Origin of the sequence: Cryobacterium gelidum (assembly GCF_004403985.1) — a bacterium.
Classification (GTDB): domain Bacteria; phylum Actinomycetota; class Actinomycetes; order Actinomycetales; family Microbacteriaceae; genus Cryobacterium; species Cryobacterium gelidum.
Map to the genome: position 1 here is coordinate 22,109 of NZ_SOHL01000028.1, position 26,338 is coordinate 48,446.

Here is a 26,338-nt window from a genome sequence, read left to right on the forward strand (position 1 = left end):
CGAGGAGAATTCTCATGGTTGACAAAGTTTTATCGGAACAGGGCGCTGGGAGTATAAGCACCACCGCGATCAGGATCCGCGAATCCGGCATTGAGCGCCGTGCTCGGTTCCGCGGTCTCGCCGAGCCACTGAGCCTACTCGTGGCGCTGGCCGTTCTCATCGGTGTGTTTTCCTTGCTCAACGAACGTTTTCTGACTGCCTCCAACTTTCAGAATGTACTGACCCAGTCCGCCATCCCCTTGATCGTTGCTGTGGGGGCGACCCTGGTCATCCTCCTCGGATCGATCGATTTGTCCGTAGAGGGGGTCATGGGGGCAACCGGAATGACCTGGATCCTCCTCAGTGCCAATTCGCGCGGAGGAGTGGACCTGGGACCATGGGCATGGGTCATCGCGCTCGGCGTGGCACTCGTGCTCGGTGTGGCCAGCGGCCTCATTTTCACCGCGCTGAAGGTTCCCTCATTCATCGTCACTCTGGGAATGTGGTACGTCGGGCTCGGAATCGCCACCATGCTCTATGGGACCGACCTCCTCCCTCGCCTCGAGGACGAGGGGCTCAAGGGCTGGACCTCCACCATTACTTTCGGGCTCCCTAATTCGTTCTGGGTGGCGCTCCTCGTCATTGGCCTCGGCATACTTCTTCTCCGCAACACCCGGATCGGCCGAGTGACTCTCGCCATTGGAAACAGCGAGACCATCGTGCGCTCGGCGGGTCTTCCCGCTTTCCGTGTAAAGGTCGCCGTCTTCGCCATCGCCGCTCTGCTGAGCGGTCTCGGCGGCATCCTGGCCACTGTTCAACTCGACATCGGGTCACCCACCGTCGGCTCCGGTGTGCTCTTCATCGTCATCCCAGCCGTTGTCATCGGAGGAACGCACCTCGGCGGCGGAAAAGGGGGGATCCTGCGCACGGTATTGGGCGTATTCCTGCTCACGATCCTCAACAACGGCCTGATACTCTCCGGCGTTGAGTCGAGTTATCAGTCGGCTGTTACCGGCGCGATCCTGGTCGCCGCCATCGTGTTCGCCGCGTGGTCGCAGCGCGACAGATTGCAGGTGGCAAAGTGAACGACGTCATCACAACTCCCGCAGTGCTTCGCCTCGACAGCGTCTCCAAAAGCTTCGGATCGAATCGTGCCGTTCGCGGGGTGTCGCTTAATATCCAATCGGGTGAGGTCATCGGCCTTATCGGAGAAAACGGCGCTGGCAAGTCCACGCTACTGAAGATCCTCTCGGGCAACTATCGCCACGATGAAGGAACAATCGCGGTAAACGGGCAGGCAGTCCAGTTCCGCGGACCAGCCGATGCCCTGCGTGCGGGGATTGGGGTCGTTCACCAGGAGCAATCGCTGTTCACGAACCTCACCGTCGCCGAAAACATCGAGGTGAACACCCCGATCGGCCGGGGCGGGGTCAACCGCCTCGGGCTATACAACTGGCGACGCCTCTATGCGGACGCCGCCAAGGCTCTCGACCTCATCGGATCGCACCTGAATCCGAAAACGCGGGTCAGCGACTTGTCGTTCGTTGACCGCCAGATGGTCGAGATCGCACGGGCCATCCGGGTAAGTGCTGCCAGCCACACGACTCCTCTCGTGATCCTCGATGAACCGACCGCGATCCTGGAGAGGACCGAGACCGCGATTTTGGAGAGGGAAATCTCCAAGCTTCGCGACATCGGCTCGGTAATCTTCGTTTCGCACCGACTCGACGAGGTCATGCGTATCTGCGACCGCGTGGTCGTCATGCGCGATGGTGAATTAATCGCCGATCGCCCCGTCGACGACGTGACCGAAGAGGAACTCTTCCACCTCATGGTTGGTCGGGAGACCCACGCTGCTGTTCGCAACCGGCGCAGTATTGAGCCGACGAGCAGTCCAGTAATCTCGATTCACGACCTCACCAGGGCAGGCTCCTATGCGGACGTGTCGATCGATGCCTACCCCGGCCGAATCCTAGCCATTCTGGGCACCAGTGGCTCTGGCCGAGAGTCCGTGGCTCGAGCGATATTCGGGGCCGAAGGCTTTGACTCCGGATCGGTCTCGATCGCGGGCTACTCCGGACGCCAGTTGTCCATTAAGAAGGCCGTCGCCCTTGGTGTGGGCTACGTCCCTGCAGAGCGCAAGACCGAGGGAATGGTGGGGGAAATGCCGGCGGATCAAAACATCACGCTCACGCATCCCGGCTCCGCGGCACTTGGGCCGTTCGAGCTTCCCCGACGCAGGCTGTCTCTGGCACGGATGTGGTTTGAGAAGTTGGACATCCGGCCGAGGGAACCCGAGCATATGCTGCAAGACTTTTCTGGCGGCAACCAGCAGAAGGTTGTCCTCGCCAAGTGGTTGAACTCTTCAAATTTGAAGGCGCTCGTGCTGGACCACCCGCTCCGAGGCCTCGACCCGGGCGCGGCCGAAACAGTCAATGCGCAGATCCGGTCGGTGTGCGATGACGGCACCGCAATTATCCTCATACCCGACACGATCGATGAGGCGCTAGATATCGCCGATGACATCGTGGTGATGCGCGACGGTCGAATCTCAGGGGTTTTCGACCTCGGCCACGATAATCCCGCGACTCTGGACCTGCTCGAAAGGATGCTCTGATGTCCAAGATTGACGACGAGACAACTAAGGTTGCCGTCCCCGTCTCCGTCCCCGTTCCCGCCCGCGCTAAATTGCCGTCCGTGAAGCGCATTGGCGGCTGGCATGCGATTGGCCCGATCGTCATCTTCCTCGCGATACTCGCTGTCGTTGCGATCCTCACGCCAGCTTTCATCGGGGGAGGAGGATTGGCGATAATCGCGTCGTCGTCGGCCCCTATCCTCCTGCTTGCCCTCGGGCAAGCAATGGTGCTCAACGTCGGGTCGATCGACCTGTCGAATGCCGCGATTGGCCTGTTGGGTGCAATCCTGCTTGCGCTCACGCTCGGGCCCGTAGCGGGTCTATCGCCGCTGATCGTTCTCCTTGCCACCACGGCTTTTGGAGCCGTGAACGGTTTGATCCTGGCCTATGCGCAGGTACCGTCCTTTGCGCTGACACTCGGCACGCTGGGAATTTTTCAAGCCGTCGCGCTCGTGGCCAGCGGCCGCACGACCGTCTATGTCTCCAGCAACGGGGAGGGCGTTCACTCGTTGTATGAAAGCGGAATCGCGAATGTGCCGATGACGTTCTGGATGGGCGTGCTGCTTGCGGTCGCTCTCTGGGTACTTCTGCGCTACACCCGCGTAGGCCGAGGGATGACGGCCATCGGGAAGAACGAGTCCGCCGCTATCTTCTCTGCGGTCCGAACGCGCTCGCTCAAGGTGCTGGCGTTTGCTCTCTCTGGGTTCGCTGCCGGACTCGCCGGCATCGCGATCATCGCGCAGGCGGGCTCCGCGTCGCCCACCGGCCTTGGTAGCGACCTGCTGCTTCCCGCCATCGCCGCAGCGCTGATCGGAGGAACGTCGATCTCCGGGGGCGTAGTCAATCCGCTCACGGTAATCTTCGGAGCGCTGACCGTTGCACTTGTCCCCATCGCGACGACCGCAGTCGGTATCGACGCCCAAGCGCAGAGCCTGGTCTACGGCGCGGTCATCATTGCGGTGGTCGCCCTCACCATGTCGCGCAACAAGTCAAGCATTGTCAAGTAACCAACGAGAGGGATCACACATGACTGCTACGGAGATCCTGGAGACGACCAACTCTGGCGTGCTCAAAAACCTCGAGCCCCGCGAGGTGTTCCGATTTTTCGAGGTGCTCACGAGCATCCCGCGAGGCTCAGGCAATGAGGAGCAGGTCGCCAACTGGATCGTGGATTTCGCGCATTCCTGTGGGCTCGAGGCGACGAAGGATGATCTGCACTGCGTTCTCGTTCGTAAGCCCGGTCAGGGAGGCCTCGAGAACGCAGCGCCGCTGATCCTGCACGGCCACCTCGATATGGTCTGCGAGAAGGCAGAGGGCGTCGAGTTCGACTTCCTGAACCAACCGTTGAGCCTCGTGGTCGACGGCGAGTACATCTCGGCGACAGGAACGTCTCTGGGGGCGGACAACGGAATCGGCGTGTCCTACATTCTCGCGCTGCTGGAATCGAAGGACATCCCGCATCCGCCGCTGGAGGCAGTGCTCACAGCCATGGAGGAGAAGGGGAAGGTGGGAGCCGGACAGTTCGACGTTTCACAACTCTCTGGGCGTCGCATGATCGACTTCAACTGGATCACCGACGCAGAGATCCTCGCGGGTTGCAGCGGGGACGTGACGTTCACGGTTGACGTCCCGGGCGAGTTCGAGTCAACACCGGATGCCTTGACCAGTGCGCGTTCGCTTGAGGTGCGCGGGCTCAATGGCGGTCACTGCGAATTCGACATTCAGCTGGAGCGCGCGAACGCCCTGCAGGTGCTGGCCCGCGCGGTCCACAGGCTCGCGGGTGCGCACGAGGTGCGCATTGCCAATCCTCTCGGAGGCGCTCAAAATAGCGCTATCCCGGCCGATGCATCCGCTGTCATCGTTTTCAATGACATGGACGCGGATTCGGTCGAGGCTCTCATCGCCGAGCTAGATAAAGAACTCAAGAGTGAGTACCAGATTTCTGACCCCGCGATTCGGGTCGAGCTCAAGGATGCACGGCGTCCCGATGCTGCGTTTTCGCGTGCCGCCGGGCTCCGGCTCATGTCAATCTTGCGCCTGATCCCCCAGGGGGTGATCAGTTGGAACCTGCACGTCCCCGGTCGCGTCGAGACGTCGAACAACGTCGGAACGGTGCGGTCGACGCCTGAGGGTGCACGTGTGATGTCGACGGTCACGTCGGCCCTCACCTCGCGCAAGCACGAGCTGATCGAACGCGTACAGGCGCTCGTGGCGCTCGCCGGTGGTGGTGTCGTGTGCGAGCTCTACGGCCTCGACGCGCCGGAGTTCCCGTATCGTCCTCAATCTCACCTCCTGGCTACGGCATCCGAGGCCTACCGTGACGTGCTCGGCAAGGAGCCCAACGTCGAGGTGTCTCAGTGCTCGCTCGAGCTCGGTATGTTCAGCCGGCGAGTGCCGGTCACCGACATCATCTCGATCGGCACCGAACTTCAGGCTCTGCATTCCTCTGCGGAGCGGGTGAATCACAAGTCCGTGGAACGCGTCTGGCCGCTGATCAAGACGGTTGTGTCGCGGCTGGGATAGGCACGGGCGGTCCAGGGGCAACGAGGTTGCGGGCGATTCCCGCCTGTCACACAGAGAACGCGATTCTGCGACTCGAAGGTGATTCAGGGCGGCCGACCGATTTGACCTCGACGATCGGGTTGTGAAGACGGAGGACTGTAGACGCATGTAGGTTATCCTTACCTAACAAGCTTCCACGTATCGTTCGAAAGTGTTCCGTGTTCCAGACCATACCCGCTCCACGACTAAGGCTCCTCAGTGGCGCAGACGAGGACGTCGCCTTCGTCACTGACAGTGAAACTGTCAGCTATGCCCAGGTGGCCCGGCTGGCCGCTGCACGTCGACACGAGCTGGGTAGTGTCCGGCGACTGGTGATGCTGGAGGCGACCAACGCCGTCGAGTCGATCGTCACGTACCTTGCAGCGTTGGAAGGCGGACACCCCGTACTTCTAGTCCCGCCGGGTGACGACGAAGCATCGCGGACTCTTCGCGCGTCGCTCGCTGACCGGTTCAATCCTGATGTCCTTTTTGCCGGCAGCGGGGGTGACGCGGCTCTGCGGGAGATACGGCCCGGCTCCGCGCACAGCTTCGCTGATGACCTCGCTCTGCTGGTGAGCACGTCCGGGTCGACCGGGACGCCCAAGCTCGTGCGTTTATCGCGACAAAACGTGTTGAGCAACGCACACGCCATAGCGTCGTATCTGCGTCTCACCCCCGCTGACCGGGCAGTGACCACGCTCCCATGGCATTACTGTTACGGGCTCTCCGTGTTGAACAGTCATCTCGTGGCGGGAGCGAGCGTTGTCCTCACTGAACGGTCGGTAGCCGACGCGGCGTTCTGGGACGAGGCCGCGACGCACCGGATCACCTCCTTAGCTGGCGTCCCGTATACCTTCGAGCTTCTTGAGGCGGGCCAGTTCACTGATCGGTTGCCCGCGAGCATCCGCTACCTCACCCAAGCCGGTGGGCGCCTCGCCCCCGACGCGGTGCGCCGCTTTGCGCGCCTCGGGGAACGTCGCGGATTCCAATTCTTTGTTATGTACGGGCAGACAGAGGCAACCGCGCGCATGGCGTACGTCCCCGCGGAGTTCGCCTCCCATTTCGCTGGCACAATCGGCCGCGCCATTCCGGGCGGTCGCCTACGCATCGATGCTGCGCCGGGAACGGATGTCGGCGAGCTGGTCTACCAGGGCCCCAACGTCATGCTCGGTTACGCAGAAACACCCGCAGACTTCGCCCTCGGGCGCACCGTCCACGAGCTTCGCACCGGCGATCTTGCCCGGCACCGCGACGACGGCATGTTCGAGGTCGTGGGCCGGCTGAACCGATTTGTGAAGGTGTACGGACTCCGGGTCGACCTCGATTCCGTTCAACGCACCCTTAACCAGGAGGGATTCGAAGCTCGTACCGCGAGCACCGGAGAAGACGTGCTCGTATTCGTCCGAGCGGCCCGCTTCGTTGACCGCGCACGAACCCGGGCCGCTGCACTACTCGGCATTCCCGCTCACGCGATACGTGTCTACTCGATCAGTGAGTTTCCGCATACGGTCACTGGCAAGCCCGATTTTGCCGCGCTCGTGCGTTACGCCGAAATGATTGACGCTCAAAAGGCATCGATAGGGGTGAACGACGGGCCGGGCACAACCGCCGACATGATTCGTGACCTGTTCATCGCGTTTCTCGAGCGACCCGATGCCACGATCAACGACTCGTTCGCCGGGCTTGGTGGGGATTCGTTGAGCTACGTTGAGGTGACCCTGCGGCTGGAAGATTTGCTCGGGGCCCTGCCGCGGAATTGGCCCATCCAATCGGCTCAGACCCTCGCTTCCTTGGCCGAAGGATCTTCCCCACCTACTGATCGCACTGCTGCGGGCGAATCGGAGAAACGAAAAGCGACGGCAGGCAGGGGATGGTGGGGCCGTTTTCCCCGAGTAGAGACTCCGGCCGTACTGCGCGCTGTGGCTATCGTGCTGATCGTTGCCACCCATGCCGACCTGATCACACTGAAGGGCGGCGCTCATCTGCTGCTCGCCGTCGCCGGGTACAACCTTGCCAGGTTCCAGCTTGCCAACGTGGCGGGTGCGACGCGCGTTCGCCGCCTGTTCACGAGCGCAGCCCAAATCGCGGTCCCGGCCGCGCTGTGGATCGGTGCCGTCGCGGTGTTCACCGGCAAGTACACCTGGACCACCACTTTGTTGGTCAACAACATTGTTCCCGGCGACGGTGGCTGGAACGAGCAATGGCAATTCTGGTTCCTCGAAGCCGCCGTCTGGACGATACTCGGCTTGGCGGCCTTGTTCCTCATTCGCCCAATCGATCGTCTTGAGCGCCGACATCCATGGATGTTTTCCGTTGCCCTCTTTGTGGCGGCGGTCACGCTCCGGTTCGCCCTCGTGGGGATTGAAGCTGAAGGTGTTGAACGCTACGCCGTGATCACTGTGCTGTGGTCTCTCGTGCTCGGGTGGGTCATCGCCCGGGCCGACAGCCGGGGAAAGCGACTGGCAGTGTCCGTGGCGGCGATCGTCGCCACGGCCGGTTTCTTCGGGGATCCAGCGCGCGAAGCGGTGGTAGTGGGCGGAATACTGTTATTGATCTGGGTACAGCAGCTGCGAATACACCGGGCCCTCGTGCCGGCCGTGCGACTTCTGGCTAGCGCATCCCTGTTCATATACCTCACCCATTGGGTCGTCTACCCGGCTTGGGAGACCAGCGCTCCCTGGTTCGGGACGGTCTTGTCACTCGCCATCGGAGTTGCGGCGTGGTACCTGTATCGCCTGGGCGGCCGAGCGCTGAACCATTCTGTCCCCACTGGTATCAGGGGCCAGAAGTTTGCTTTGTCACGCCGCGCCGAATCGCCACATGCAACCGACTGAAATGCCACCACATGCCGGTGCGGGACGACGCCACAATTACTGGCGATGACACCAACCCTGGCGTCACGTCCCGCTGGGTGACGGCGTTTTTCCACACCGTCCGGATCAGCGGTTCCAATTCGGGAGGCGCCGAAAGTGCGGTGGAAACACTCGACTCTGCCGTTCGTCTGTGAACAGTGGGGGAGCGTCCTATCGACCTCGATGTTCAAGTCGCGACAGGTGTCGTGCCTAATGTAATTCGTAGGCTGAGCCGATATCGAAGACAACCGTGCGGTGACGTCGAAGCGAAGACAGCGATCAAAGACGCCGTAGTGCTGTCTCGCCGTTTAGCAAGGCCAGGCGCGCGCCGGCGCACCCGGCCTCGCCAATTTTCTGACCCGAATCATGGACAATTGACCTGCGGGTCGATGCCGACGTGGAAGCATTCGTCGGCGTTTTTCGGCCACGCTCTCCGCTTTCGTCGCTCTAGAAAGGTCACTCAAGGATGAAGTACACCACCCTCGGACGCTCCGGGCTCGCCGTTTCCTCGCTCGCGTTGGGAACGATGACTTTTGGCGCCGAAACTGACGCTGAGCAGGCGCATGCCCAGCTGGATCAGTACACGGAGGCCGGCGGCACCATGCTGGAGACCGCCGATGTGTACAGCGGTGGACAGTCGGAGGAGATCGTTGGTGAATGGCTGCGCGGCCAAAGTGCTGTCGCGCGGGACCGGCTCGTGATTGCGGGCAAGGGGCGGTTTTCCGTCGGCGTGGACCCGCGCGATTCCGGCACGTCGCGCCGGCACCTGCGGCGCGCGCTCGACGGCACGTTGCGGCGGCTGGGCGTCGACCACATCGACCTGTATCAGGTGCATTCGTGGGACCCCCTCACCCCGCTTGATGAGACCCTTGGGTTTCTTGAATTTGCGGTTCAGTCGGGCAAAATTAGTTACGCCGGCCTCTCAAACTTCCTTGGCTGGCAGATTGCTCAGGCAGCGTCGGCCGCTCGCGGTCGGTTCCCGCTCATCTCAATGCAGCCGCAATACAATCTGCTGGCGCGCGAGGTGGAGTGGGAAATCTTGCCTGCCTGCGAGGCCAACGGCCTAGGAGTGCTCCCGTGGTCGCCCCTCGGTGGCGGCTGGCTGGCTGGCAAGTACTCACAGCACCAGCGCCCCTCCGGCGCGACTCGCTTGGGCGAGGATCCCCAGCGCGGCGTCGAGGCCTACGACCTGCGCTCCGCCCAAACGAGGACGTGGCGTGTACTCGAGGCGCTGCAAGGTCTGGCTGACGCTCACAGTCAGTCGATGTCGCGTATCGCACTCGCCTGGGTGAGCGCGCAACCGGCAGTCAGCTCGGTCATTCTCGGCGCACGCACCACCGAGCAGCTTGCCGACAACCTCGGCAGCGTCGACGTCGCGCTCACCGCAGTGGACCTTGCAAAGCTCAACACAGCAAGCGACCCGGAGCCCTCGGCGTGGCCGTACGGCGAAGCGGGACGCGATCAGCGCTCCCGCGTGCTCGACTAGGTATAGAAGCCGGCAATCGGCTGGCTAGTTCAGTCGTCGGGCCACTACGCTCCTCTTGCCGCAAGTACCACGGCCTGTCTTGGTTTACTCAGCCGTGTCATGGCCGTCCTCCTCGGCTGGAGAATCACCGGGGAGGACCTCACCCCAATGTGGATGGCCGGGATCGTCATCGCCGTAGGTGCAATCTCCGCCGGCATAATTTTCAGACCCGCACGGACCGCCGTGCTTCAAAAGGACTCACCGGGGAGCCTGTCAGTTGGGTGGTGAGCTCGCGGGCGAAGCAGGGGCAAGTTCTCAGGTGCCCGGGCCGCCCGGATCGGGCAATCGTTGATGACGTGCAGCCTTGTGGTGCCCGAGCATCCAGCCGGCACCGAATGCGAGCATCGCCAACCCGATGACGAACAGCACGATCCCGATCTGACTGTGTGGCGAGAGCAGTACACCTGGCGGGATGAATACCGAGTTGCTTAGCGGCGCATAGGCGAACCAGCCGAAGCTCGCTGGGCCGCTCGGCAGTAGAAGGAGCACGAGTCCGATGACGGCTGCCACGGCGCCGAGAACGACCATGCATAAGCGCATCCGACGCGAGAGGTTTGATCTGGAACCCCCGCTTTGCCCAGCTTGTATCTCGCCCATGTGGCCATGCTAGGTGACCCACCGATTTCACGAGATGAAAGTGTTCGCAGAGAATTCATCTTTCGGGCTGAGATTCCTGCGATCAGCGAGTCGGCGGAGGAAGGAGATTTCCCGTTATCGCGCACAGCTGGAATCGGGCGACCGTGCTGTGAATTCCGAGGGATGCACCGCCAAGTGCGACAAGTGGTAGCGACTGGGCTGTCCCGTGCGACACGATGTCGGAAATTCCTCGCGGCCCGAAGCTCAACGAGTCGCCAACCAAGCCGACCCCGAGGACCAAGGAAGTACTGAAACGTCCCTCGCTTTGCCCTCCTTTTTTCCGTGAATGGATTCGGGGGCAAGGCGGAGCCCCGCCCGCCCCGGGGGAATTTTCCCGCCGCTGCTGAATTCTTCGAGGCGTGCGCGGTTCAAGCTGCAAGAGTTTCGGCGTTCGCCATCAACCGGTGATCTGCCCAGGGTTCGGCGTGTTCGTCTCTGCGTCGATGAGGATTTCGGCGGCGCGACGGGCGTGTTGTGCGGCGGCGCTGTCTCCGCTGATTGCGGCGGTCGTTTGGGCTCCCTCGGCGCGGATCGCCAGTTGCGTGGCGAGGTCCGGTGTTCCGCCGGCTTCGGCGGAGAGGTTGGCCACGTACTTTTGGAAGGATATTTTGTGGGCGCGAGCCACGTCGGCAACCTTCGGCGATACGGCCCCCAGTTCGCCGAAGGCATTGATGTATCCGCAACCATGGAACGTACGGGTATCGAACCAGTCGAGTAGGTAGTCGTAGATCAGCTAACAGTCGGGCGACCGGGGATCTGGCTCTGGCGACGGCTCCGGCGACGCCGTCGGTCCAGAGCGGTGTCGGTACTGCAGCACGTCAAGAACGATCAGGCCACAGCACTCCTCAGCGCTGGCTACCGGATTACCATATATGACCGCCGCGGCTTAGGCAAGTCGTCGAAGCCGAGTACCTGTCATGACTCCGACTCCGACACCGACGCTGCGGATCTGCAGACTCTTCTTGATTCCCTTGACCTGCGCGATGTGGTCTTGACGGGCTTCTCCATGGGCACCGGCGAGGTCGGTCGCTACCTCGGCACCTACGGCTCGGACCGGATCGCGAAGGCCGTATTCCTCGGCTCCCTCGAGCCGTACCTCCTGCAGACCGCCGACAACCCGACCGGTGTGCCGCAGAAAGTCTTCGATGGAATTACGGCCGCCGTCACCGCCGACCGCTACGCATTCTTCACGGGCTTTTTCGATAACTTCTTCAACACGAACGACTTCCTCGAAAATCGGTTGAGCGAGGAAGCACTCTCGGCCAACAAGGCTCTCGCGTACCCCGCCTCGCCCATTTCGTCTGTGAAAGCCCAAGGGACCTGGCTCACGGACTTGCGCGCCGACGTCGAGAAGATCACCGTTCCGGCGCTGATCGTTCAGGCACGGCCGACAACATGCTCTCCATCGATGCAACCGGCCGTGAATTCCACAAGGCACTTCCTGCAGCCGAGTACGTCGAGATCGACGGCGCGCCTCACGGCATGCTCTGGACCCACGCCGACGAGGTCAACGAGGTACTTCTGGCCTTCCTTCAGAAGTAGCTTGACCCAACTAGACGGCGGCCCGGCTATGCCGGGCCGCCCCAGAATAATCGTGGTTTCGCGAGTACTGCACGCGGGCGATCTGCGCAGCGCGCAGCGCGGCCTCATGAACAAACAGTAGTCACCGCGCTGCGCGCGGATTTCATTGAGCGGTGGCAGCAAATTGTCGATGATGCGTCCTTCGATATCGCATCGAGCACCCAGGCCGCTCTTCGCCGAAAGGCCCACGTCGAGGGGCATTGACGTTGCCACGGGCGGGAAGCTGACAGGGTAAAACGATGCGAGAGCATTTCGCATGAAATCCCCGCGCCCCTGCCGGACATGCCTCAGTATGAGAGTTGTGACCGACACCGAGCGCGAGAAGCGGATGCGCAACCTCGTCGTGCTCGTCGCCGACCCTGTGCGCCGCTACCTGTACCGCCGCACCGACGCTGCGACGGCCGATGACGTGATCGGCGACACCCTGCTGGTGTGCTGGCGCCGCCTCGACGAGGTGCCCGACGACGCCCTCCCCTGGGCGATCGTCGTCGCTCGACAGTGCCTCAGCAACGCCCGACGCGCTGAGCGTCGTCGCACCCGTCTCATCGGCCGCATCATCGCCATCGACCCGCCGCCGGTCGCTGCGGATGAGAATGCCGCAGCATCCACTGTCGATGGCACCGCCGAGGCGGCCCGCGTGACCACAGCCTTGGCCGGCCTGCGTCGAAACGACGCCGAGATACTGCGGCTGTGGGCGTGGGACGAGTTGAAGAGCCCGCAGATTGCCGTTGTGCTCGGCATCAGCGCGAACGCAGCGGCGATCCGCCTTCACCGTGCGAAGGTGCGGCTCAAACAGGAGCTACTGAAATCCGGCATCCCGACCGGACATGTAACTCACGACGAAGGGAGCGAAGATGCACGACGATGACCGTGCACTGCGCGATCGGCTGCGCGCCGCCGATCCGGCCCGTGCGCTGCCCCCTGCCTCGCCGACGTGGCTCGACCACAGAATGGAGCAGATCATGACCAATCAGTCCGCTACCACCACGACCCGCACCCCCGAGGCGCCGCGAGGCACCTTCCGACGGTGGATGCCGATGGTCGGTATCGCCGCCGGCCTCGCCATCGCCGCTGCAATCGTCGCGCCCCTCGTCCTCGGCGGCCCGGAACCCACCGTCGAGGCGCTGCAACCTCCCATGGGCGACGGCCTCGCGAGTGGCAGCTGCGCCGCGCTCGAGCCGGCGACCGTCGCAGCGCAGGAGCAGGCGTTCGCCGCGACGGTGCTGCCGACCCAAGGTGACACCGTGTTGCTGGAGGTCACGGAGCGTTTCGCCGGCGACGTCGCCGACCGCGTGGAGGTCGCGCAGGGCGACGCGATGACCTCCGACTCCTCGGGCGTGCTCTTCACGGTCGGCCAGAGCTACCTCATCAGTGCAGTCAATGGAACGATCACCGGCTGCGGCGTCACCGGGGCCGACAGTGCCGAGCTTCGCGCGGTCTACGACGCAGCGTTCCCCGGCTGATCGAGGCCCGCGAGAGCGGCTGGCGGGAACAGTGCGTGGAATCGTCCCAACTGGTCTCGGAACGCCACGGTGGTCGGGGCGACCGCTGTGGCGTTCCCCACAAGCACGCCGGGGGGAGGTCTGGGCCGGTCGGTGAAGCATCCTCTTGGTCAGGTCAGGTCAGGTCAGGTCAGGTCAGGGCATGGCGTGGGAGGAGCCGGGCGGCAGGTGCGGCACGGTACTGGACATCACCGTACCGTCGGTCAATCAGGTTGCCGTCAGGTCGAGAAGCACCGGCGGCGCGGTCTCGTCGAGGCTCGACCGCTTCTCGATGCGGGTCACTTCCTCGTGTTTATCGCCACTGCGCTCCCAGGGGATTAGTGGTTGAAAAGTTGGGTGTTGATCACGGCCAGCGACCAGCACCAGGTTCCAAATAGGAAGGAAAAAGGGGAGGTGTTTCCGGCGCTACATCGAGGTTTGGCGTCGCTCATCTAATCAGTGTCAAGGTCAGAGCGCCACTCTCGCCGTGCTCCACAGAACAAGTTGCACAGCCGTTTCAGCAGCAAGTATCGGAAGGGTTGCGAGCGGAACCGGTCACGTTCTTTGCGGGGACGACGGCGCGCTCTGTGATGACGTGTCGACCTTGAATGGGGTGGCCAGCGCAGGTCAAGATTTCGTCACAAAAGTACCTGGAGCGTTTTTTTTGAGAATTTTCATGACATTCCCGGACGAAGAAACGTCTTACTGATGACCGCGTGACACGCACACCCGACGACTCAGAGGAAAGCATCTTGTCGCAACGTAACACTCTCGTTCGAAGCTTGCATGACATCGGATTGGCTGCCTGGTTCGGCGGCTCGGTCATGGGTGCGGTCGGGCTTAACGGTGCAGCTGCAACGGTCAAGGATCCGAAAGAACGTATTCCGGTGGCTACGGCGGGTTGGAAGGGCGGGGCTCCCGTGCAGTTGGCAGCATTTGTTGCACACGGTGTCGGCGATGCGGGGCTAATTTTGGGCAACGAGGCCCGCCTCGCCGGCCAGCCGGAAGCGCGGGCGAATACCGCGGTGAAACTCGCCCTCACGTTCACCGCCGTCAGCTCATCCGTCTATTCGGGCTTCCTCGGCGCCCAAATGGCCGCGCACGCGGGCCGGAGAGCCCAAGGCGTTACCGGGCCGTCGTCAGCTTCGTCGTCGGAACTGGCATCCGCGCAGGCGCAGCAGCAGCGTCCGCTTGCAAGCTGGATGAAGCGCACTTCACAAAGCCAACCGCCCCGCTCCAGCCGCCGTTTCGGATGATGGTCCGTACCTTCTTAACGAATAGAGCCGTGATGTTAGCTAACACCCGCAACACCAAGACGTCGGTCGAGGTAGGGCCGGTCCAAATCGCTCACAACAATGGGGACGCAGCGTCGATTCAGTATCAGGACCCGTGCGCGATGGACGATCTCGAGGTCCGCAATCTGTCCGATCATGAGTGGCGTGTCGGCGATCGGCGATGCCACGAGAGGTCGCCAGCGAAGGTGCTGGGATACATCGAGAAATGTGGTCCTGTTTTTGAAGTCCTAAATATACGAGAGCCACGACGCCTTCTCATATTCGATCGGTTTCAAGCAGCGGTCGCATCGTTTGCGGCACCCTTCCCGACATAGATTTTGTCCACGGCATTGACGCCAATTCACCGATGCATTTGTTCGAGTCGAAATTCATGACCACGCTCTAAGTAGCTGCGCCAAACCGTGTCACTTGGCTGTTTGCATCTGTCTCGTCTTCTGCAGCGGAATGTCTCACTGAGGTCGGACCCGGCAGTGGGATTGCCCGCCCTCGCGTTGGTGACGGGACGCTAGGGATCTGTGCGCCCGGCGGCGCGTCGGACACGGCGATTCCCTGAACCGAAAAGAGCTCGAGCGGAACGTTTTGCGTCCAGAAGCTGTAGTAACTATGCCGGAATTGACCGGCAGCGCCTCCCGCTGGTCGAGGGCTGGTGATCCTCCGTCCGGCAGTCAGCCAACCGGCGTACTGGCCGGTGATGTTGGAGCCGTAGGCTACGGCCGGGGTTTCCGTGGTCACGCCGGTGCTGCGGGTCACGGCCGCCGTGGTTGCCCGTTGCTGGCTGTATCGACGTCGTGCCGGTCGTCCGAGCCTCTGTGTCACCCGTCTCCTCGCGGTAGCTCGCCTGTCCCAGAGCTCCGTATCCCCGGTCCATCTTTTCGGTCAGCGCACGACGATTCGCCCCGAGAAGGCTAGTACCGGCGCCACGGTTGGCCTACCTTGGTATCAGTTGCATGCCCCGGAGGCCAATTCATACCGACGAATGCCGGCGGGCACCGCTATCGAGTAAGGAAGCTCACCGTGGGATACAACGTCGCACAGAAACTCATCGCATCGCACCTGGTCTCTGGGGAGATGGTGCCGGGGACCGAAATCGGCCTGCACATCGACCAGACCCTCACCCAGGACGCGACCGGGACCCTGGTCATGCTGGAGTTGGAAGCGTTGGGACTGGATCGCGCGCGCACGGAGGTTTCCGTGCAGTACGTCGACCACAACCTGTTGCAGGCCGACAGCAAGAATGCGGAGGACCACGACTTTCTCCGCTCCGCCTGCCAACGGTTCGGCCTGTGGTTTTCGAAGGCCGGCAATGGGGTGTCACACCCCACGCACATGCAGCGGTTCGGCATCCCCGGCAAAACCATGGTTGGCTCCGACAGCCATACCCCGGCCGCCGGCTCGCTGGGGATGCTCGCCATCGGCGTCGGCGGCACCGAGGTAGCCCTGGCCATAGCCGGTGAGCCTTTGTACATCAGGATGCCTGAAATTTGGGGCGTGAAGCTCACCGGACAACTGCCGCCGTGGACCAGCGCCAAAGACATCATCCTCGAAATGCTGCGCCGGCACGGCGTCAAGGGCGGCGTCAATCGGATCGTCGAGTACTACGGCCCCGGCCTCGCCGCCCTGACCGCGATGGATCGGCACGTGATCGCCAATATGGGCGCCGAACTGGGCGCGACCACCACCGTTTTCCCCGCCGATGATCAAGTGCGAACCTTCCTGCGCGCCGAACAGCGCGAGCAGGATTTCACCGAACTGCTCGCGGACGAGGATGCGACCTACGACGTGACCGAAGAGATTGACCTGGCTGAGATCGTGCCGTTGATCGCGCTCCCCAGCTCGCCCGGCAACGTCGTGCCGGTACTCGAAGTGGCGGGACGCCCGGTGGAACAGGTCGTGATCGGGTCCTCCGCGAATCCGGGCCTGCGTGATTTCGCGATCGTTGCCGCGATCACGAAGGGGCGGCAGGCATTCCCCGGCCTGTCCCTCGACGTCAATCCCAGCTCCCGGCAGATTCTGCAGGACCTGACCATCATGGGGGCCACCCTGGATCTGATCGGGGCGGGCGCCCGGCTGCATCAGTCCGGCTGCATGGGCTGCATCGGCATGGGCCAAGCCCCCGCGAATGGCAGCATCAGCCTGCGCACGATGCCGCGCAACTTTCCCGGTCGCTCGGGCACCCAGGAAGACTCGGTCTACCTGTGTTCGCCGGAGACGGGAGCCGCCGCCGCGCTGACGGGACAGATCACCGATCCGCGGGACCTGCCCGGGCTCTTCGGCTTGGAATATCCCCAGATCACACTTCCAGCAGTGTCGAGCGTGAACCTGGCCATGCTCGAGAAACCCCTACCGCCGGAGGAATCCATCGGGGTGCATCTGGTCAAGGGTGAAAACATCTCCTCGCTGCCGGTCTTCGGACCGCTCTCCGAGCACATCGAGGCACCCGTCGCCCTGATCTTGGGCGATGACATTTCGACGGATGAGATTCTGCCGGCGGGTGCGCGCGTGCTCCCTTTCCGCAGCAACGTCCCCAAGCTCGCCGAATTCACCTTTGACCAAGTTGACCCGACCTACCCGACTCGCGCCGCCCTAACCCGAGACACGACCGGCCACATGATCGTCGCCGGAGCCAATTATGGGCAGGGCTCCTCTCGAGAGCACGCCGCGATCACCCCGCGTTTCCTCGGACTGCGGGTGGTGCTGGCGGTCTCGTTCGCACGCATCCACTGGCAGAACCTGGCCAACTTCGGCGCGCTGGCGCTCCAGTTCGCGGATGCGGCCGATCACGATCGCATCTCGCAGGATGACGTGCTCGTGCTCGACGGGATCCGGGAGGCTCTCTCGAACGGAACGGAGATCCTCGTGCGCAATATAACCCGTGATGAGGTCTATCCCGTGCGCCACGAACTCTCGACCCGGCAGATCGAAATGCTCCTCGTCGGTGGCCTCATCCCCTGGCTGCGCAACCGGAGCGCGCGCGGAGCCGCCATTCCTGTGGAAACTAAATAGGCCCGCGCCGTTTCATTTTGCGGCGAAATTTCGTTCTGTGACGGTAACCGTCTCGGCGCGCGCGTGACGGAGGGCACCAGACGATCCACGAGAGCGTATTCGTCACCGGTGAGACGCAACCTGCCCCCTCCGGTCAGGCTAAGGGACCACCCTTCGACTGCTAACGGACCTTCGACTGAATCGCGTCCCTATGCGCTTAGACCGCGCGGAAAACGGAGATCTACCCATATGAGATGCTCAAAAATCAGCGGACTCCACGCGCTGGCAGCGTAGCCGACTCCGAACTGCGAACGGGCGCACCGACCAGCCACGCGCGGCACCCGCAGCACCGTTGACACGCGCGCAGCGGTAGCGGAGCATGAGGGAAATGAAAGTTGAGATCGACATGCAAAAGAAGTCGCTCCCCGCACTCGTGCGTCACCATCTCAATCACGCACGGGACGCCTCCAGTGGTCGCAGCGCGGAGACCGTGTACGGCGGCCACGTACACGTCCTCCGGCAAACGCTGATCGCTCTCCGTTCCGGGCAACGCCTCGGAGAACACGACAACCTGGCTGAAGCGACCGTGCAGGTCCTCGAGGGGCGGGTCATTCTCACCTCGGGTGGCGCATCGTGGTCTGGATGGCGCGGGGACCTGATCACGATGCCGCCGGGCCGCAACTCGCTGGAGGCTGTCGAGGACGCGGTCATCCTGCTCACCGTAGCCAAGCTCATCGCTCCGGCGCATCGTTCTGAGCCGATTGCACTCGGCCGGCCGACGGCAGATGGGGCCGTTGACGGGGCGACCGCGGGGACGGAAACCATCGTGCTCGACGCCCGCACTATCCCGCACGCTATCCGGCACGCGGCCGTCTTCGGGGCGCTCGACGCCGTTGTGTCGGGATTCGCCCTGGACGTGATCGAACCGCACGACCCCCAACGGATGCTGGCGGAACTTCAGCAGAGCCAGCCCGACACTTTCGACGTGAGCTACATCGAACAAGGCCCGGAGTTCTGGCGGGTGCGCTTCAGCCGCGCTTAACTCTCAGCAGGACGGCTGCGGGGGACTGCTCCGCGGGTGTGACGTGTCCGGGGCAGCCTAAACGGGTGATGCAGGGTCGCCACGAAAGGTTTGTTTCGTTCCCGGAAGGGAAACCGCGGATATTAAGAGTCGGCGCGACATAATTCGAGCATGCGGTTATGCGACGCAGTTATGAGAATCGGTGCGCCGCACGACTCCGGCGTACCCAGCGAACCCGGCGGGAGCCAAGACGCGGACGTGAGACGACGCATATCCCTGGGGATCGGCGACAGGTAGGCGGGCTCCTGGGATCGCTCCATGTTTCTCCACAGGTTTCGTCCGTACTCCAATTGCTCACGCATCGAGAAGGGCAAGCCATCTTTCCAGCGAAGACGAATTTCCGCAGGCCAGGAGTCAACCACACCCGGGGCGGTTCCGATCACTTGAGATGAATCCCGTCGTGTCATTGATCTGGACCGCTCGCGGGCGCAGACTGCAAGTCAGAGCGGAAGAGGGCAGTGTCATGGTGGACAGGATCGGCGACATCTGGGGCACCAGGACGCCCTTTGCCCGAGGCGAGAAGTGGCCGGTACGTGTTGATCAGAAGTTGGCTGATGGCCTCGGTGAGGACGACGTTGATCGTTGGGTGCAGTCGGCTTGCACGCTGTGCAGCAATGGCTGCGCGTGCGACATCGCGGTGAAAGACGGGCGGATGGTCGGAGTGCGGGGGCGAGCCATCGACACCGTCAATCATGGGCGACTCGGGCCGAAGGGCCTCTTCGGCAGTTGGCAGGGTATGTCGAACGGCGACCGGCTGACTCGTCCGCTCATCCGGATCGGTGGCGAGTTGGTCGAGACCGACTGGGACACGGCAATGTCTCGGATCGTCGAGCGAAGCAGGCAGCTCTTGGCGGACAAGGGACCGCTGAGCCACGCGTTCTATACCAGCGGCCAATTGTTTCTCGAGGAGTACTACGCGCTGGCAGTTCTCGGCAAGGCCGGTATCGGTACCCCGCACATGGATGGCAACACCCGATTGTGCACGGCGACCGCGGCGGCGGCGATGAAGGAGAGCTTTGGTGCGGATGGCCAGCCTGGTAGCTACGCCGACATCGACGAGTGTGACGCGATGTTCCTGTTCGGGCACAATATGGCTGAGACGCAGACGGTGCTGTGGGCGAGGGTGCTCGATCGGATCGCCGGGCCCGACCGGCCACGTATTGTCTGTATCGACCCGCGTGAGACTGAGGTGGCGCGGGTCGCGGACGTGCACCTTGCGGTGCGTCCAGGGACGAACCAGGCGCTGATGAATGGTCTGATCCGGGAACTGTTCATGAACGGATGGATTGATGAGGCCTACATCGCGGCCCACACCATCGGAGTCGACACATTGCGGGCCGTCGTGGAACCATGGACGCCAGAGGCAGTAGCTGAGACCTGCGGTGTCTCGGTCGACGATGTGCGAGAAGCTGCACAAATTTTCGGCACGAGCGCCCGGGTGCTCTCCACCGTTTTGCAGGGCTTCTACCAGTCGGCGCAGGCAACCGCGGCATCTTGTCAGGTGAACAATATGCACTTGCTGCGAGGAAAACTCGGCGGGCCAGGAAGCGGGGTGCTGCAGATGAACGGCCAGCCCACCGCGCAGAACAACCGGGAGTGCGGGGCGGACGGAGACCTTCCCGGATTCCGCAACTGGGAGAATTCGGAGCACGTCCGCGAGCTCGCGACACTGTGGGACGTTGATATTTCGATCATTCCGCACAAGGGTCCACCAACCCATGCGATGCAAATCTTTCGCTATGTCGAGCAAGGCGGCATCGAGTTTCTCTGGGTCTCGGCGACGAACCCGGCGGTTTCGATGCCGGAATTGGAACGTATCCGCGCCATCCTCGGCCAAGAGAACGTCTTCCTCGTCGTGCAGGACCTCTATCTCACCGAAACAGCGCTGTATGCCGATGTCGTGCTGCCGGCCGCGGGCTGGGGCGAGAAAACGGGAACTTTCACGAACGCGGATCGTACGGTGCATCTCTCCGACAAGGCCGTCGAGCCGCCCGGTGAGGCGAGGAGCGACCTGGACATTTTTCTTGACTACTCGGCGCGGATGAATTTCCGCACGAAGTCGGGCGCGCCACTCCTCGACTGGGCCGGGCCGGAGGATGGATTCCGCGCCTGGCAGGACTGCAGCCGAGGCCGCCCGTGTGACTACACCGGCATCACCTACACGCGACTTCGAGGAGGAAGCGGCATTCCGTGGCCGTGCAACGACGAGCATCCGGAAGGAACAGTTCGGCTTTATGGTGACGGCGTCTTCGCCACCGAGCCAGACGATTGCGAAACGTATGGTCATGACCTGCTCACCGGTGCCTCGGCCGGTGAGCAGGCGTTCCGTGCACTGGAGACTCACGGGCGCGCCGTTTTGAGGGCTGCACCCTACGCGCCACCATCCGAAGAGCCGGATGCCGACTTCCCGTTGCGCTACACGACCGGTCGCACGGCGTACCAGTTCCACACTCGCACTCGCACCGGTCGTGCCCGGCAGCTAAACAACGCGGCACCGTCGGCGTGGTTAGAAATCTCGGTGTTGGATGCTGGCCGTCTCGATATCGTGGAAGGTGACACTGTACGAGTCACCTCCCGTCGCGGTGAACTTGTCGTTCCCGCCCGCGTCAGCAATGTGCGTGAGGGTACGGTGTTCGTACCGTTTCATTACGGCTATTGGGATTTGGGACGTTCCGGCCCGGATGGTCACCCCACCGCAGCCAACGAACTGACGATGACGGAGTGGGATCCGGTATCCAAACAGCCCCTGTTCAAAAACGCGGCCGTACGTGTGGAGAAAGTAGCGGACGGTACCGGGCCGTCCCCGGCTCCAACGACCGCAGCATCCCGGCCTGCAGATTCCGGCGGCGTGCCGGTCACGGTCGGCGGCGAGGACGCCGAGGCACACGAATCAGTATCCCCGCGCAAGGTGACCGCCGTCGCACCCGGGCAGGGAAACTGATGCTGTTCCCTGCGTGCCCCGGAATACTGGCGACACCTGATGGGCAAGTCGCAAGTCGCAAGTTCGATTCGGAGGGCGAATTGATCTCGTCTACTGGCGGTGCGTTTTCCACGTCACGGAGAGCACGCAGACCCTCGTCGATGCCTTCGTTTTCTGGATTAGTGGTAGCCACCTGTTTCGCTAGCGGTGTGGGCGGCGGCTCCGGAGCGTGGCCCCGTCGATTCGGGCTGGCCCGGACGACAGCGTCTTCTCGAGAGGATGGCCAGTTTCTGGCGGTTGCATTGCAAAGAGAGAAGGGGCTCATTCGAGATGACCCCCAAATTGGTCGCAGCCACATTTAGGGTAAGCAAATGAGTGTAAAACTGAATTCCATGCCGAATGATCGTCTCGGTTCCTGGATCATGAATTCCAGCAAGACTTACGAGCTGTCACGGCGGAAGGCTGGTGATTCTGCGGAGGTCGCCGCCGAGAAGGCTCGCACATCGTTCGAGACGTCCTTCCCAGAAGGATCACCCGCACTTGGTCACCGCGTCTACGACATTGTGGCGACCGAGACGGAATCGGCAGCTGAGGTCGTGGGTTTCCTCTGGATCGCGCCTCTGACGGAGGGATCAGACGCTTGGTGGGTCTTCGATATTGCCGTTGACGAGCATCATCGCGGTGCCGGCTATGGCCGGGCTGCCATGCAGTTAGCGGAGAAGGCTGCCTCAGAAAACGGCGCTGCTACTCTTGGCCTGAACGTGTTCGGCTACAACACGGTTGCTCGTGGACTCTATGACTCGCTCGGCTACGAGACCACCGCCGTACAAATGCGCAAAACCGTTTAGTGCTTCTTACCCTTGCACTTAGCCGTCAGGACAACATTCATCAAACACAGGGTTGGCCGGCCCACATGGGCGTCTGCAATGAAGCTTTGGATAGCAGCGGCAGCAGCCAAGCTCAGGTTGAGCATCCTCGTCGTCGCTCCAATCGTGCGCGCCTACCTGCAATCCAGGAGCGGTCGTCTCCACGATGGTGCTCGGGGTTTGTCTTGGCCTAATCTCATCAGTGGTCTGGGCAGTTGGCGCAGATATCATCTACGCCACGGCCAACCCCAGCGTGGCATCTCCGAACAGTGGACTTGAACTGTACTGGCGCACGCATCTCGAGCACACTACGAGGCGGGTGTCGGACGGCCCGGGTTACCAGCGGCGGGCTGAGGAGGCGGAGATGATCGTGAGCAGCGCGTCACGCATCGCGCCCGCGTTCTCGAGCTCGGGAAAGAGGTCGGCCTCGAGCGTGCGGGACTGCTCCCAGACGGCGGTGCCGGCATCCGTTCTGACCACGGAGTGTCGCCGGGCGTCGTGCTCGTCCCGGGTGCGCACAACGTAGCCCTCGCGCTCGAGTCGTTCGAGGGTGCGAGACATGGTCTGCGTCTGCACGCGGGCGGCATGAGCGAGTTCGGTCTGGCTGAGCGGCCCCGAGCCGAGCAGGTGCAGTGCGACCATGCCGGCGTGGGTAAGTCCGAGCTGGTCCAGCGCCTCCACCCAGGCGTGTTCGACCAGCCGCGCGGCGGTCGAAAGCAGGCGTCCGGTCGGCCAGCAGGCCATGGACTCCTGCAATGGCGCCGGTCTCGGCTTCTGGTCCGCCGGGGGTTTCGGATCAGGTGTGGTCATGCCCCTAATCTAGTGCTAGCGTCAACTAATCAGCTAGCTGATTACTAGGAGACTGAGATGAAACTGAGCAACGATCGTCTGCGCCAGACCGTGGTGCTGGTCAGTGCGATCCTGGCCATCGTGGGATCGTTCATCGGTTCGGGCGCCGCCGGCGGAACCCCGATCCAGAACGCGTCGGGCGGGGCCTTGGCCGCCGATTCGACCCCGATCGCCCCCGACGGCCCGGCATTCGGCATCTGGACACCGATCTACCTCGGCCTGATCGCCTACGCCATCTGGCAGTTCCTGCCGGCGCAGACAACAGATGCCCGGCAGCGCACCCTCGGCTACCCGGTCGCCGCGTCGCTGGTCCTGAACGCGGCCTGGATCCTCAGCATCCAGTTTGATCTGCTCGCACTCAGCGTCCCCGTGATCGTGCTGCTTCTGGCAGTGCTTATCCGAGCGTTCCAGCTCACCCTCGCCTCGCGGCCGAAGAACCTGGTCGAGACGATCGTCGCCGACGGCACGATCGGCCTGTACCTGGGCTGGGTCAGCATCGCTACCGCGGCGAACGTGACGGCCGTGCTCGTCGCCGCCGGCTTCGGCGGCTTCGGCATCAGCCCGGACGTCTGGGCAGTCGCGGTGATCGCGGTGGCCGGTCTGGTCGGCGTGCTGATCGCCCTCTCCGGGCGTGGCCGGCTCGCCCCCTCCGCATCCCTCTGCTGGGGACTCGCCTGGATCGCCGTCGCCCGCCTCACGGGCGCTCTTCTTTCCACCCCGGCCGCGATCGCGGCCCTCGTCGCGGTGGTCGTCATTCTCACGGTCACCGCAACCATTCGCATCCGAAGCTCCTCCACCACGTCAACGCGAGGATTGGTGGCTGCATGACCAGCACCGCCCCCACCGCACCCTCGGCGCGCCGTCGCTGGGCCGGCCTCGTCTTCATCAGCATCGCGGTCGCCCTGATCATCGTCGACTCCACGATCATCAACGTCGCCATCCCCTCGATCGTGGATGACCTGGGCATCACGTCGACCCAGGTGCAGTGGGTGCAGGAGAGCTACACGCTCGTCTTCGCCGCGCTCCTGCTTGTGTTCGGCACGCTCGCTGACCGCTTCGGGCGCCGCCGCATCCTGGTGCTCGGCGTGATCGTCTTCGCCACGGCATCCGTCTTCGCCGCGTTCTCCCAGTCGGGCGACCTGCTGATCCTGGCCCGGCTGATCCAGGGCGTCGGCGGCGCGATGGTGCTGCCGACCACCCTGTCGATCATCAACGCCACCTTCCGTGGCCGGGACCGCGGCATCGCGTTCGCGATCTGGGGCTCGACCATCGGTGGCATGGTAGCCGTCGGCCCGCTGCTCGGCGGCTGGCTCACCACCTACTTCTCCTGGCGCTGGGCGTTCGGCATCAACGTGCCCCTCGGTATCGTCATCATCATCGGCGTGCTGGTCTTCGTGGTCGAATCCCGGGATGCCGGGGAGCCCCGCCGCGTCGACGTGGTCGGTGCCATCCTCTCGGTCATCACCAGCGCCTCGCTCGTCTTCGGGTTGATCGAGGGCCGTACCTACGGCTGGTGGCTCACCAACAACACCCCGACGTTCGGTGACTGGACCTGGCCGTACTCCTGGTCGATTATCCCGTTCGTCTTCCTGCTCACTATCGTTTCCGGGATCGCCTTCGTCGCCTGGGGACGCTACCGGCAGCGGGCCGGGCAGACCACCCTGCTCGCCTTCTCCCTGTTCGCGATCCCCTCGTTCCGCAACGGCAACATCGCCGCCATGATCGTGTCGCTCGGCGAATTCGGCATCATCCTCTCGCTGCCGCTCTGGTTGCAGAACGTGCTCGGCTATGACGCCCTGCAGACCGGTTTCGTGCTGCTCGCCCTCGCGCTGGGCTCGTTCGTGGCCAGCGGGCTGTCGGGCGCGTTCGGCAACAAGACCTCGCCGGAGACGATCGTGCGCATGGGCATCGTCGCGGAGATCATCGGTGTCACCGGGCTCGGCATTGTCATCACCGCGGAAGCCACCTGGCTGGTGGTCGTGCCGTTCCTGTTCGTCTACGGGATCGGCGTCGGCCTGGCCACCGCGCAGCTGACCGGCGTGGTGCTGAAGGACGTCCCTGTGGCGCAGAGCGGCCAGGGCTCCGGCACCTCCAGCACCGCCCGGCAGATCGGGTCCGCGCTCGGAATCGCGGTGCTCGGCACTGTGCTGTTCACCGCGGTCGGCGCATCGCTCGATGCGAAGTTGTCCTCCGTGCCGGGCCTGCCGGCCCAGACCCAGACGCAGATCGTCGACGCGGTCGTGAACAGTGCCGGCTCCGCGATCCCTGCTCTGGAAGCGCAGAGCCCGGCTGTGGCGGATGCCGCGCGGGAGGCCTTCAGTGACGGCACCCGGTACTCGGCCTTCGCCGCGGCTGGGTTCCTCGTGCTCGGCTTCCTGGCGACGCTTCGGCTCTCCGGAACGGCGCCGTACCACGAGCAGCGTGAAGAGGAAGCGGCCGGCGATAACGTCACGACGACCCGGACGTCGGGGGAGCCGGTCTAGGTCGTGTCCCCTAAAGCCGGGTGAGGGTTTCTGGCAGAGTTGGCGTTTGTCTCGTATTGCCGTGTTGTCTGACTCTGAGTGGTCTCGGATCGAGCCATTGGTGCCGTCGTCGTCCGGTCTAAGACCACCGGCGGGTGATGGAGGGCATCATTTATCGGTATCGGTATCGGTATCGGTATCGGTATCGGTATCGGGCAGGGAATCCGTGGCGGGATCTGCCGAGGTTTCAGATATATCGAAGGGTGTCACAACAGTCGACGCCGGCATTCCGCAGTCGGTTGTCGCCGGCCTCAAGACGTCCACTTTGGTTATCACCAGCCAGCATAGGCAGCGAATGAACACCTTCGTGCGGTCTGCCGCCAGAATATGACATTGCGCAACATTTTGCGGAGAGCAGTCACTTCACATGGAGCCTGCATGACCAGGTTTCAGCCAGGCAGGCCCTGCGACGGGGGACTCTCGGTGAACTAGTTGTTGGTGGTGGATCGTTTGAGGCCTGTTATGTTTTCCAGCGATAGTTCGGAGTCGGCGAAGGTCTGATCGTCTGAGAAGGACTTCATGCGTGCGATGCGGTAGATGATCAGGCCGTAGAGGCACTTGGCGAGGATGTCGGCCACGGAGTAGCCGATTTG

Annotated in this window: 18 protein-coding genes and 1 pseudogene; 16 read left to right on the forward strand and 3 right to left on the reverse strand. The window is 63.1% G+C overall.

The features are described from left to right. The first annotated feature begins 14 nt into the window (after positions 1-14). The 6 genes from E3T50_RS15130 to E3T50_RS15155 all read left to right on the forward strand — a co-directional run bounded on the left by E3T50_RS15130 (position 15) and on the right by E3T50_RS15155 (position 9,493). Positions 15-1,064: an ABC transporter permease gene (locus E3T50_RS15130; RefSeq protein ID WP_134553129.1), complete on the forward strand. Its 1,050-nt coding sequence runs from the start codon at positions 15-17 to the stop codon at positions 1,062-1,064. After that, positions 1,061-2,596 (forward strand): sugar ABC transporter ATP-binding protein, encoded by a 1,536-nt coding sequence (locus tag E3T50_RS15135; protein ID WP_166784323.1) that lies wholly within the window; start codon positions 1,061-1,063, stop codon positions 2,594-2,596. Before E3T50_RS15130 ends, E3T50_RS15135 begins: the two co-directional genes overlap by 4 nt. Continuing rightward, positions 2,596-3,621, forward strand: a complete 1,026-nt coding sequence (locus E3T50_RS15140; RefSeq protein ID WP_134553133.1) for an ABC transporter permease — start codon at positions 2,596-2,598, stop codon at positions 3,619-3,621. The genes E3T50_RS15135 and E3T50_RS15140 overlap by 1 nt, the downstream gene beginning before the upstream one ends. 19 nt (positions 3,622-3,640) lie before the next feature. Continuing rightward, the gene (gene pepD / locus E3T50_RS15145) at positions 3,641-5,137 is read left to right on the forward strand and encodes a beta-Ala-His dipeptidase (RefSeq protein WP_134553135.1); all 1,497 of its coding nucleotides are present in this window, start codon (positions 3,641-3,643) and stop codon (positions 5,135-5,137) included. 197 nt (positions 5,138-5,334) lie between these two features. Continuing rightward, entirely contained in the window at positions 5,335-7,989 is a 2,655-nt protein-coding gene (locus E3T50_RS15150) for an AMP-binding protein (RefSeq protein WP_134553137.1), read from the forward strand. Between the two features lie 484 nt (positions 7,990-8,473). Next, positions 8,474-9,493, forward strand: coding sequence for an aldo/keto reductase (locus E3T50_RS15155; protein ID WP_134553139.1), 1,020 nt, complete (start codon positions 8,474-8,476; stop codon positions 9,491-9,493). A gap of 294 nt (positions 9,494-9,787) precedes the next feature. Here E3T50_RS15155 and E3T50_RS15160 read toward each other — a convergent pair whose 3' ends face one another. Next, entirely contained in the window at positions 9,788-10,060 is a 273-nt protein-coding gene (locus tag E3T50_RS15160; protein ID WP_134553141.1) for a hypothetical protein, read from the reverse strand. Between the two features lie 505 nt (positions 10,061-10,565). Further along, positions 10,566-10,793 carry a hypothetical protein gene (locus tag E3T50_RS16870; protein WP_134553143.1) on the reverse strand — a complete coding sequence of 76 codons (228 nt, stop codon included), beginning with the start codon at positions 10,791-10,793 and terminating at the stop codon, positions 10,566-10,568. Between the two features lie 204 nt (positions 10,794-10,997). Between E3T50_RS16870 and E3T50_RS15170 the strand changes: the two are divergent. The 8 genes and pseudogenes from E3T50_RS15170 to E3T50_RS15205 all read left to right on the forward strand — a co-directional run. Further along, positions 10,998-11,710: pseudogene (locus E3T50_RS15170) on the forward strand (alpha/beta fold hydrolase); the annotation flags it as partial. A 340-nt stretch (positions 11,711-12,050) separates the two neighbouring features. Next, positions 12,051-12,617 carry an RNA polymerase sigma factor gene (locus E3T50_RS15175; protein WP_134553145.1) on the forward strand — a complete coding sequence of 189 codons (567 nt, stop codon included), beginning with the start codon at positions 12,051-12,053 and terminating at the stop codon, positions 12,615-12,617. Next, positions 12,604-13,212: a hypothetical protein gene (locus E3T50_RS15180; protein WP_134553147.1), complete on the forward strand. Its 609-nt coding sequence runs from the start codon at positions 12,604-12,606 to the stop codon at positions 13,210-13,212. Before E3T50_RS15175 ends, E3T50_RS15180 begins: the two co-directional genes overlap by 14 nt. Positions 13,213-13,982: 770 nt before the next feature. Then, the gene (locus E3T50_RS15185) at positions 13,983-14,486 is read left to right on the forward strand and encodes a hypothetical protein (protein WP_134553149.1); all 504 of its coding nucleotides are present in this window, start codon (positions 13,983-13,985) and stop codon (positions 14,484-14,486) included. A 1,053-nt stretch (positions 14,487-15,539) separates the two neighbouring features. Continuing rightward, positions 15,540-17,528: an aconitate hydratase gene (locus E3T50_RS15190; protein ID WP_134553151.1), complete on the forward strand. Its 1,989-nt coding sequence runs from the start codon at positions 15,540-15,542 to the stop codon at positions 17,526-17,528. A 367-nt stretch (positions 17,529-17,895) separates the two neighbouring features. Next, positions 17,896-18,549, forward strand: a complete 654-nt coding sequence (locus E3T50_RS16875; protein ID WP_166784324.1) for a DUF2249 domain-containing protein — start codon at positions 17,896-17,898, stop codon at positions 18,547-18,549. Positions 18,550-19,051: 502 nt separating this feature from the next. Further along, positions 19,052-21,529 carry a molybdopterin oxidoreductase family protein gene (locus tag E3T50_RS15200; RefSeq protein WP_134553153.1) on the forward strand — a complete coding sequence of 826 codons (2,478 nt, stop codon included), beginning with the start codon at positions 19,052-19,054 and terminating at the stop codon, positions 21,527-21,529. A gap of 350 nt (positions 21,530-21,879) precedes the next feature. Then, positions 21,880-22,356 (forward strand): GNAT family N-acetyltransferase, encoded by a 477-nt coding sequence (locus tag E3T50_RS15205; RefSeq protein ID WP_134553155.1) that lies wholly within the window; start codon positions 21,880-21,882, stop codon positions 22,354-22,356. 354 nt (positions 22,357-22,710) lie between these two features. On the opposite strand, the gene E3T50_RS15210 is transcribed toward E3T50_RS15205, so the two are convergent. Next, complete coding sequence (locus E3T50_RS15210) at positions 22,711-23,184, reverse strand: MarR family winged helix-turn-helix transcriptional regulator (RefSeq protein WP_241990964.1); 474 nt, start codon at positions 23,182-23,184, stop codon at positions 22,711-22,713. Between the two features lie 57 nt (positions 23,185-23,241). Between E3T50_RS15210 and E3T50_RS15215 the strand changes: the two genes are divergently transcribed. Continuing rightward, positions 23,242-24,051: a TspO/MBR family protein gene (locus tag E3T50_RS15215; RefSeq protein ID WP_134553157.1), complete on the forward strand. Its 810-nt coding sequence runs from the start codon at positions 23,242-23,244 to the stop codon at positions 24,049-24,051. Further along, complete coding sequence (locus E3T50_RS15220; RefSeq protein ID WP_134553159.1) at positions 24,048-25,706, forward strand: MFS transporter; 1,659 nt, start codon at positions 24,048-24,050, stop codon at positions 25,704-25,706. Before E3T50_RS15215 ends, E3T50_RS15220 begins: the two co-directional genes overlap by 4 nt. The last annotated feature ends 632 nt before the right edge of the window (positions 25,707-26,338 follow it).

What these genes read in the sequence shown, in the direction of transcription:
- E3T50_RS15130 (WP_134553129.1), top strand. Translation starts at nt 15, where the DNA reads ATGGTTGACAAAGTTTTATCGGAACAGGGCGCTGGGAGTATAAGCACC.
- E3T50_RS15140 (WP_134553133.1), top strand. Translation starts at nt 2,596, where the DNA reads ATGTCCAAGATTGACGACGAGACAACTAAGGTTGCCGTCCCCGTCTCC.
- pepD (WP_134553135.1), top strand. Translation starts at nt 3,641, where the DNA reads ATGACTGCTACGGAGATCCTGGAGACGACCAACTCTGGCGTGCTCAAA.
- E3T50_RS15155 (WP_134553139.1), top strand. Translation starts at nt 8,474, where the DNA reads ATGAAGTACACCACCCTCGGACGCTCCGGGCTCGCCGTTTCCTCGCTC.
- E3T50_RS15160 (WP_134553141.1), bottom strand. Translation starts at nt 10,060, where the DNA reads ATGGTCGTTCTCGGCGCCGTGGCAGCCGTCATCGGACTCGTGCTCCTT.
- E3T50_RS15180 (WP_134553147.1), top strand. Translation starts at nt 12,604, where the DNA reads ATGCACGACGATGACCGTGCACTGCGCGATCGGCTGCGCGCCGCCGAT.
- E3T50_RS16875 (WP_166784324.1), top strand. Translation starts at nt 17,896, where the DNA reads ATGAAAGTTGAGATCGACATGCAAAAGAAGTCGCTCCCCGCACTCGTG.
- E3T50_RS15200 (WP_134553153.1), top strand. Translation starts at nt 19,052, where the DNA reads ATGGTGGACAGGATCGGCGACATCTGGGGCACCAGGACGCCCTTTGCC.
- E3T50_RS15205 (WP_134553155.1), top strand. Translation starts at nt 21,880, where the DNA reads ATGAGTGTAAAACTGAATTCCATGCCGAATGATCGTCTCGGTTCCTGG.
- E3T50_RS15210 (WP_241990964.1), bottom strand. Translation starts at nt 23,184, where the DNA reads ATGACCACACCTGATCCGAAACCCCCGGCGGACCAGAAGCCGAGACCG.
- E3T50_RS15215 (WP_134553157.1), top strand. Translation starts at nt 23,242, where the DNA reads ATGAAACTGAGCAACGATCGTCTGCGCCAGACCGTGGTGCTGGTCAGT.
- E3T50_RS15220 (WP_134553159.1), top strand. Translation starts at nt 24,048, where the DNA reads ATGACCAGCACCGCCCCCACCGCACCCTCGGCGCGCCGTCGCTGGGCC.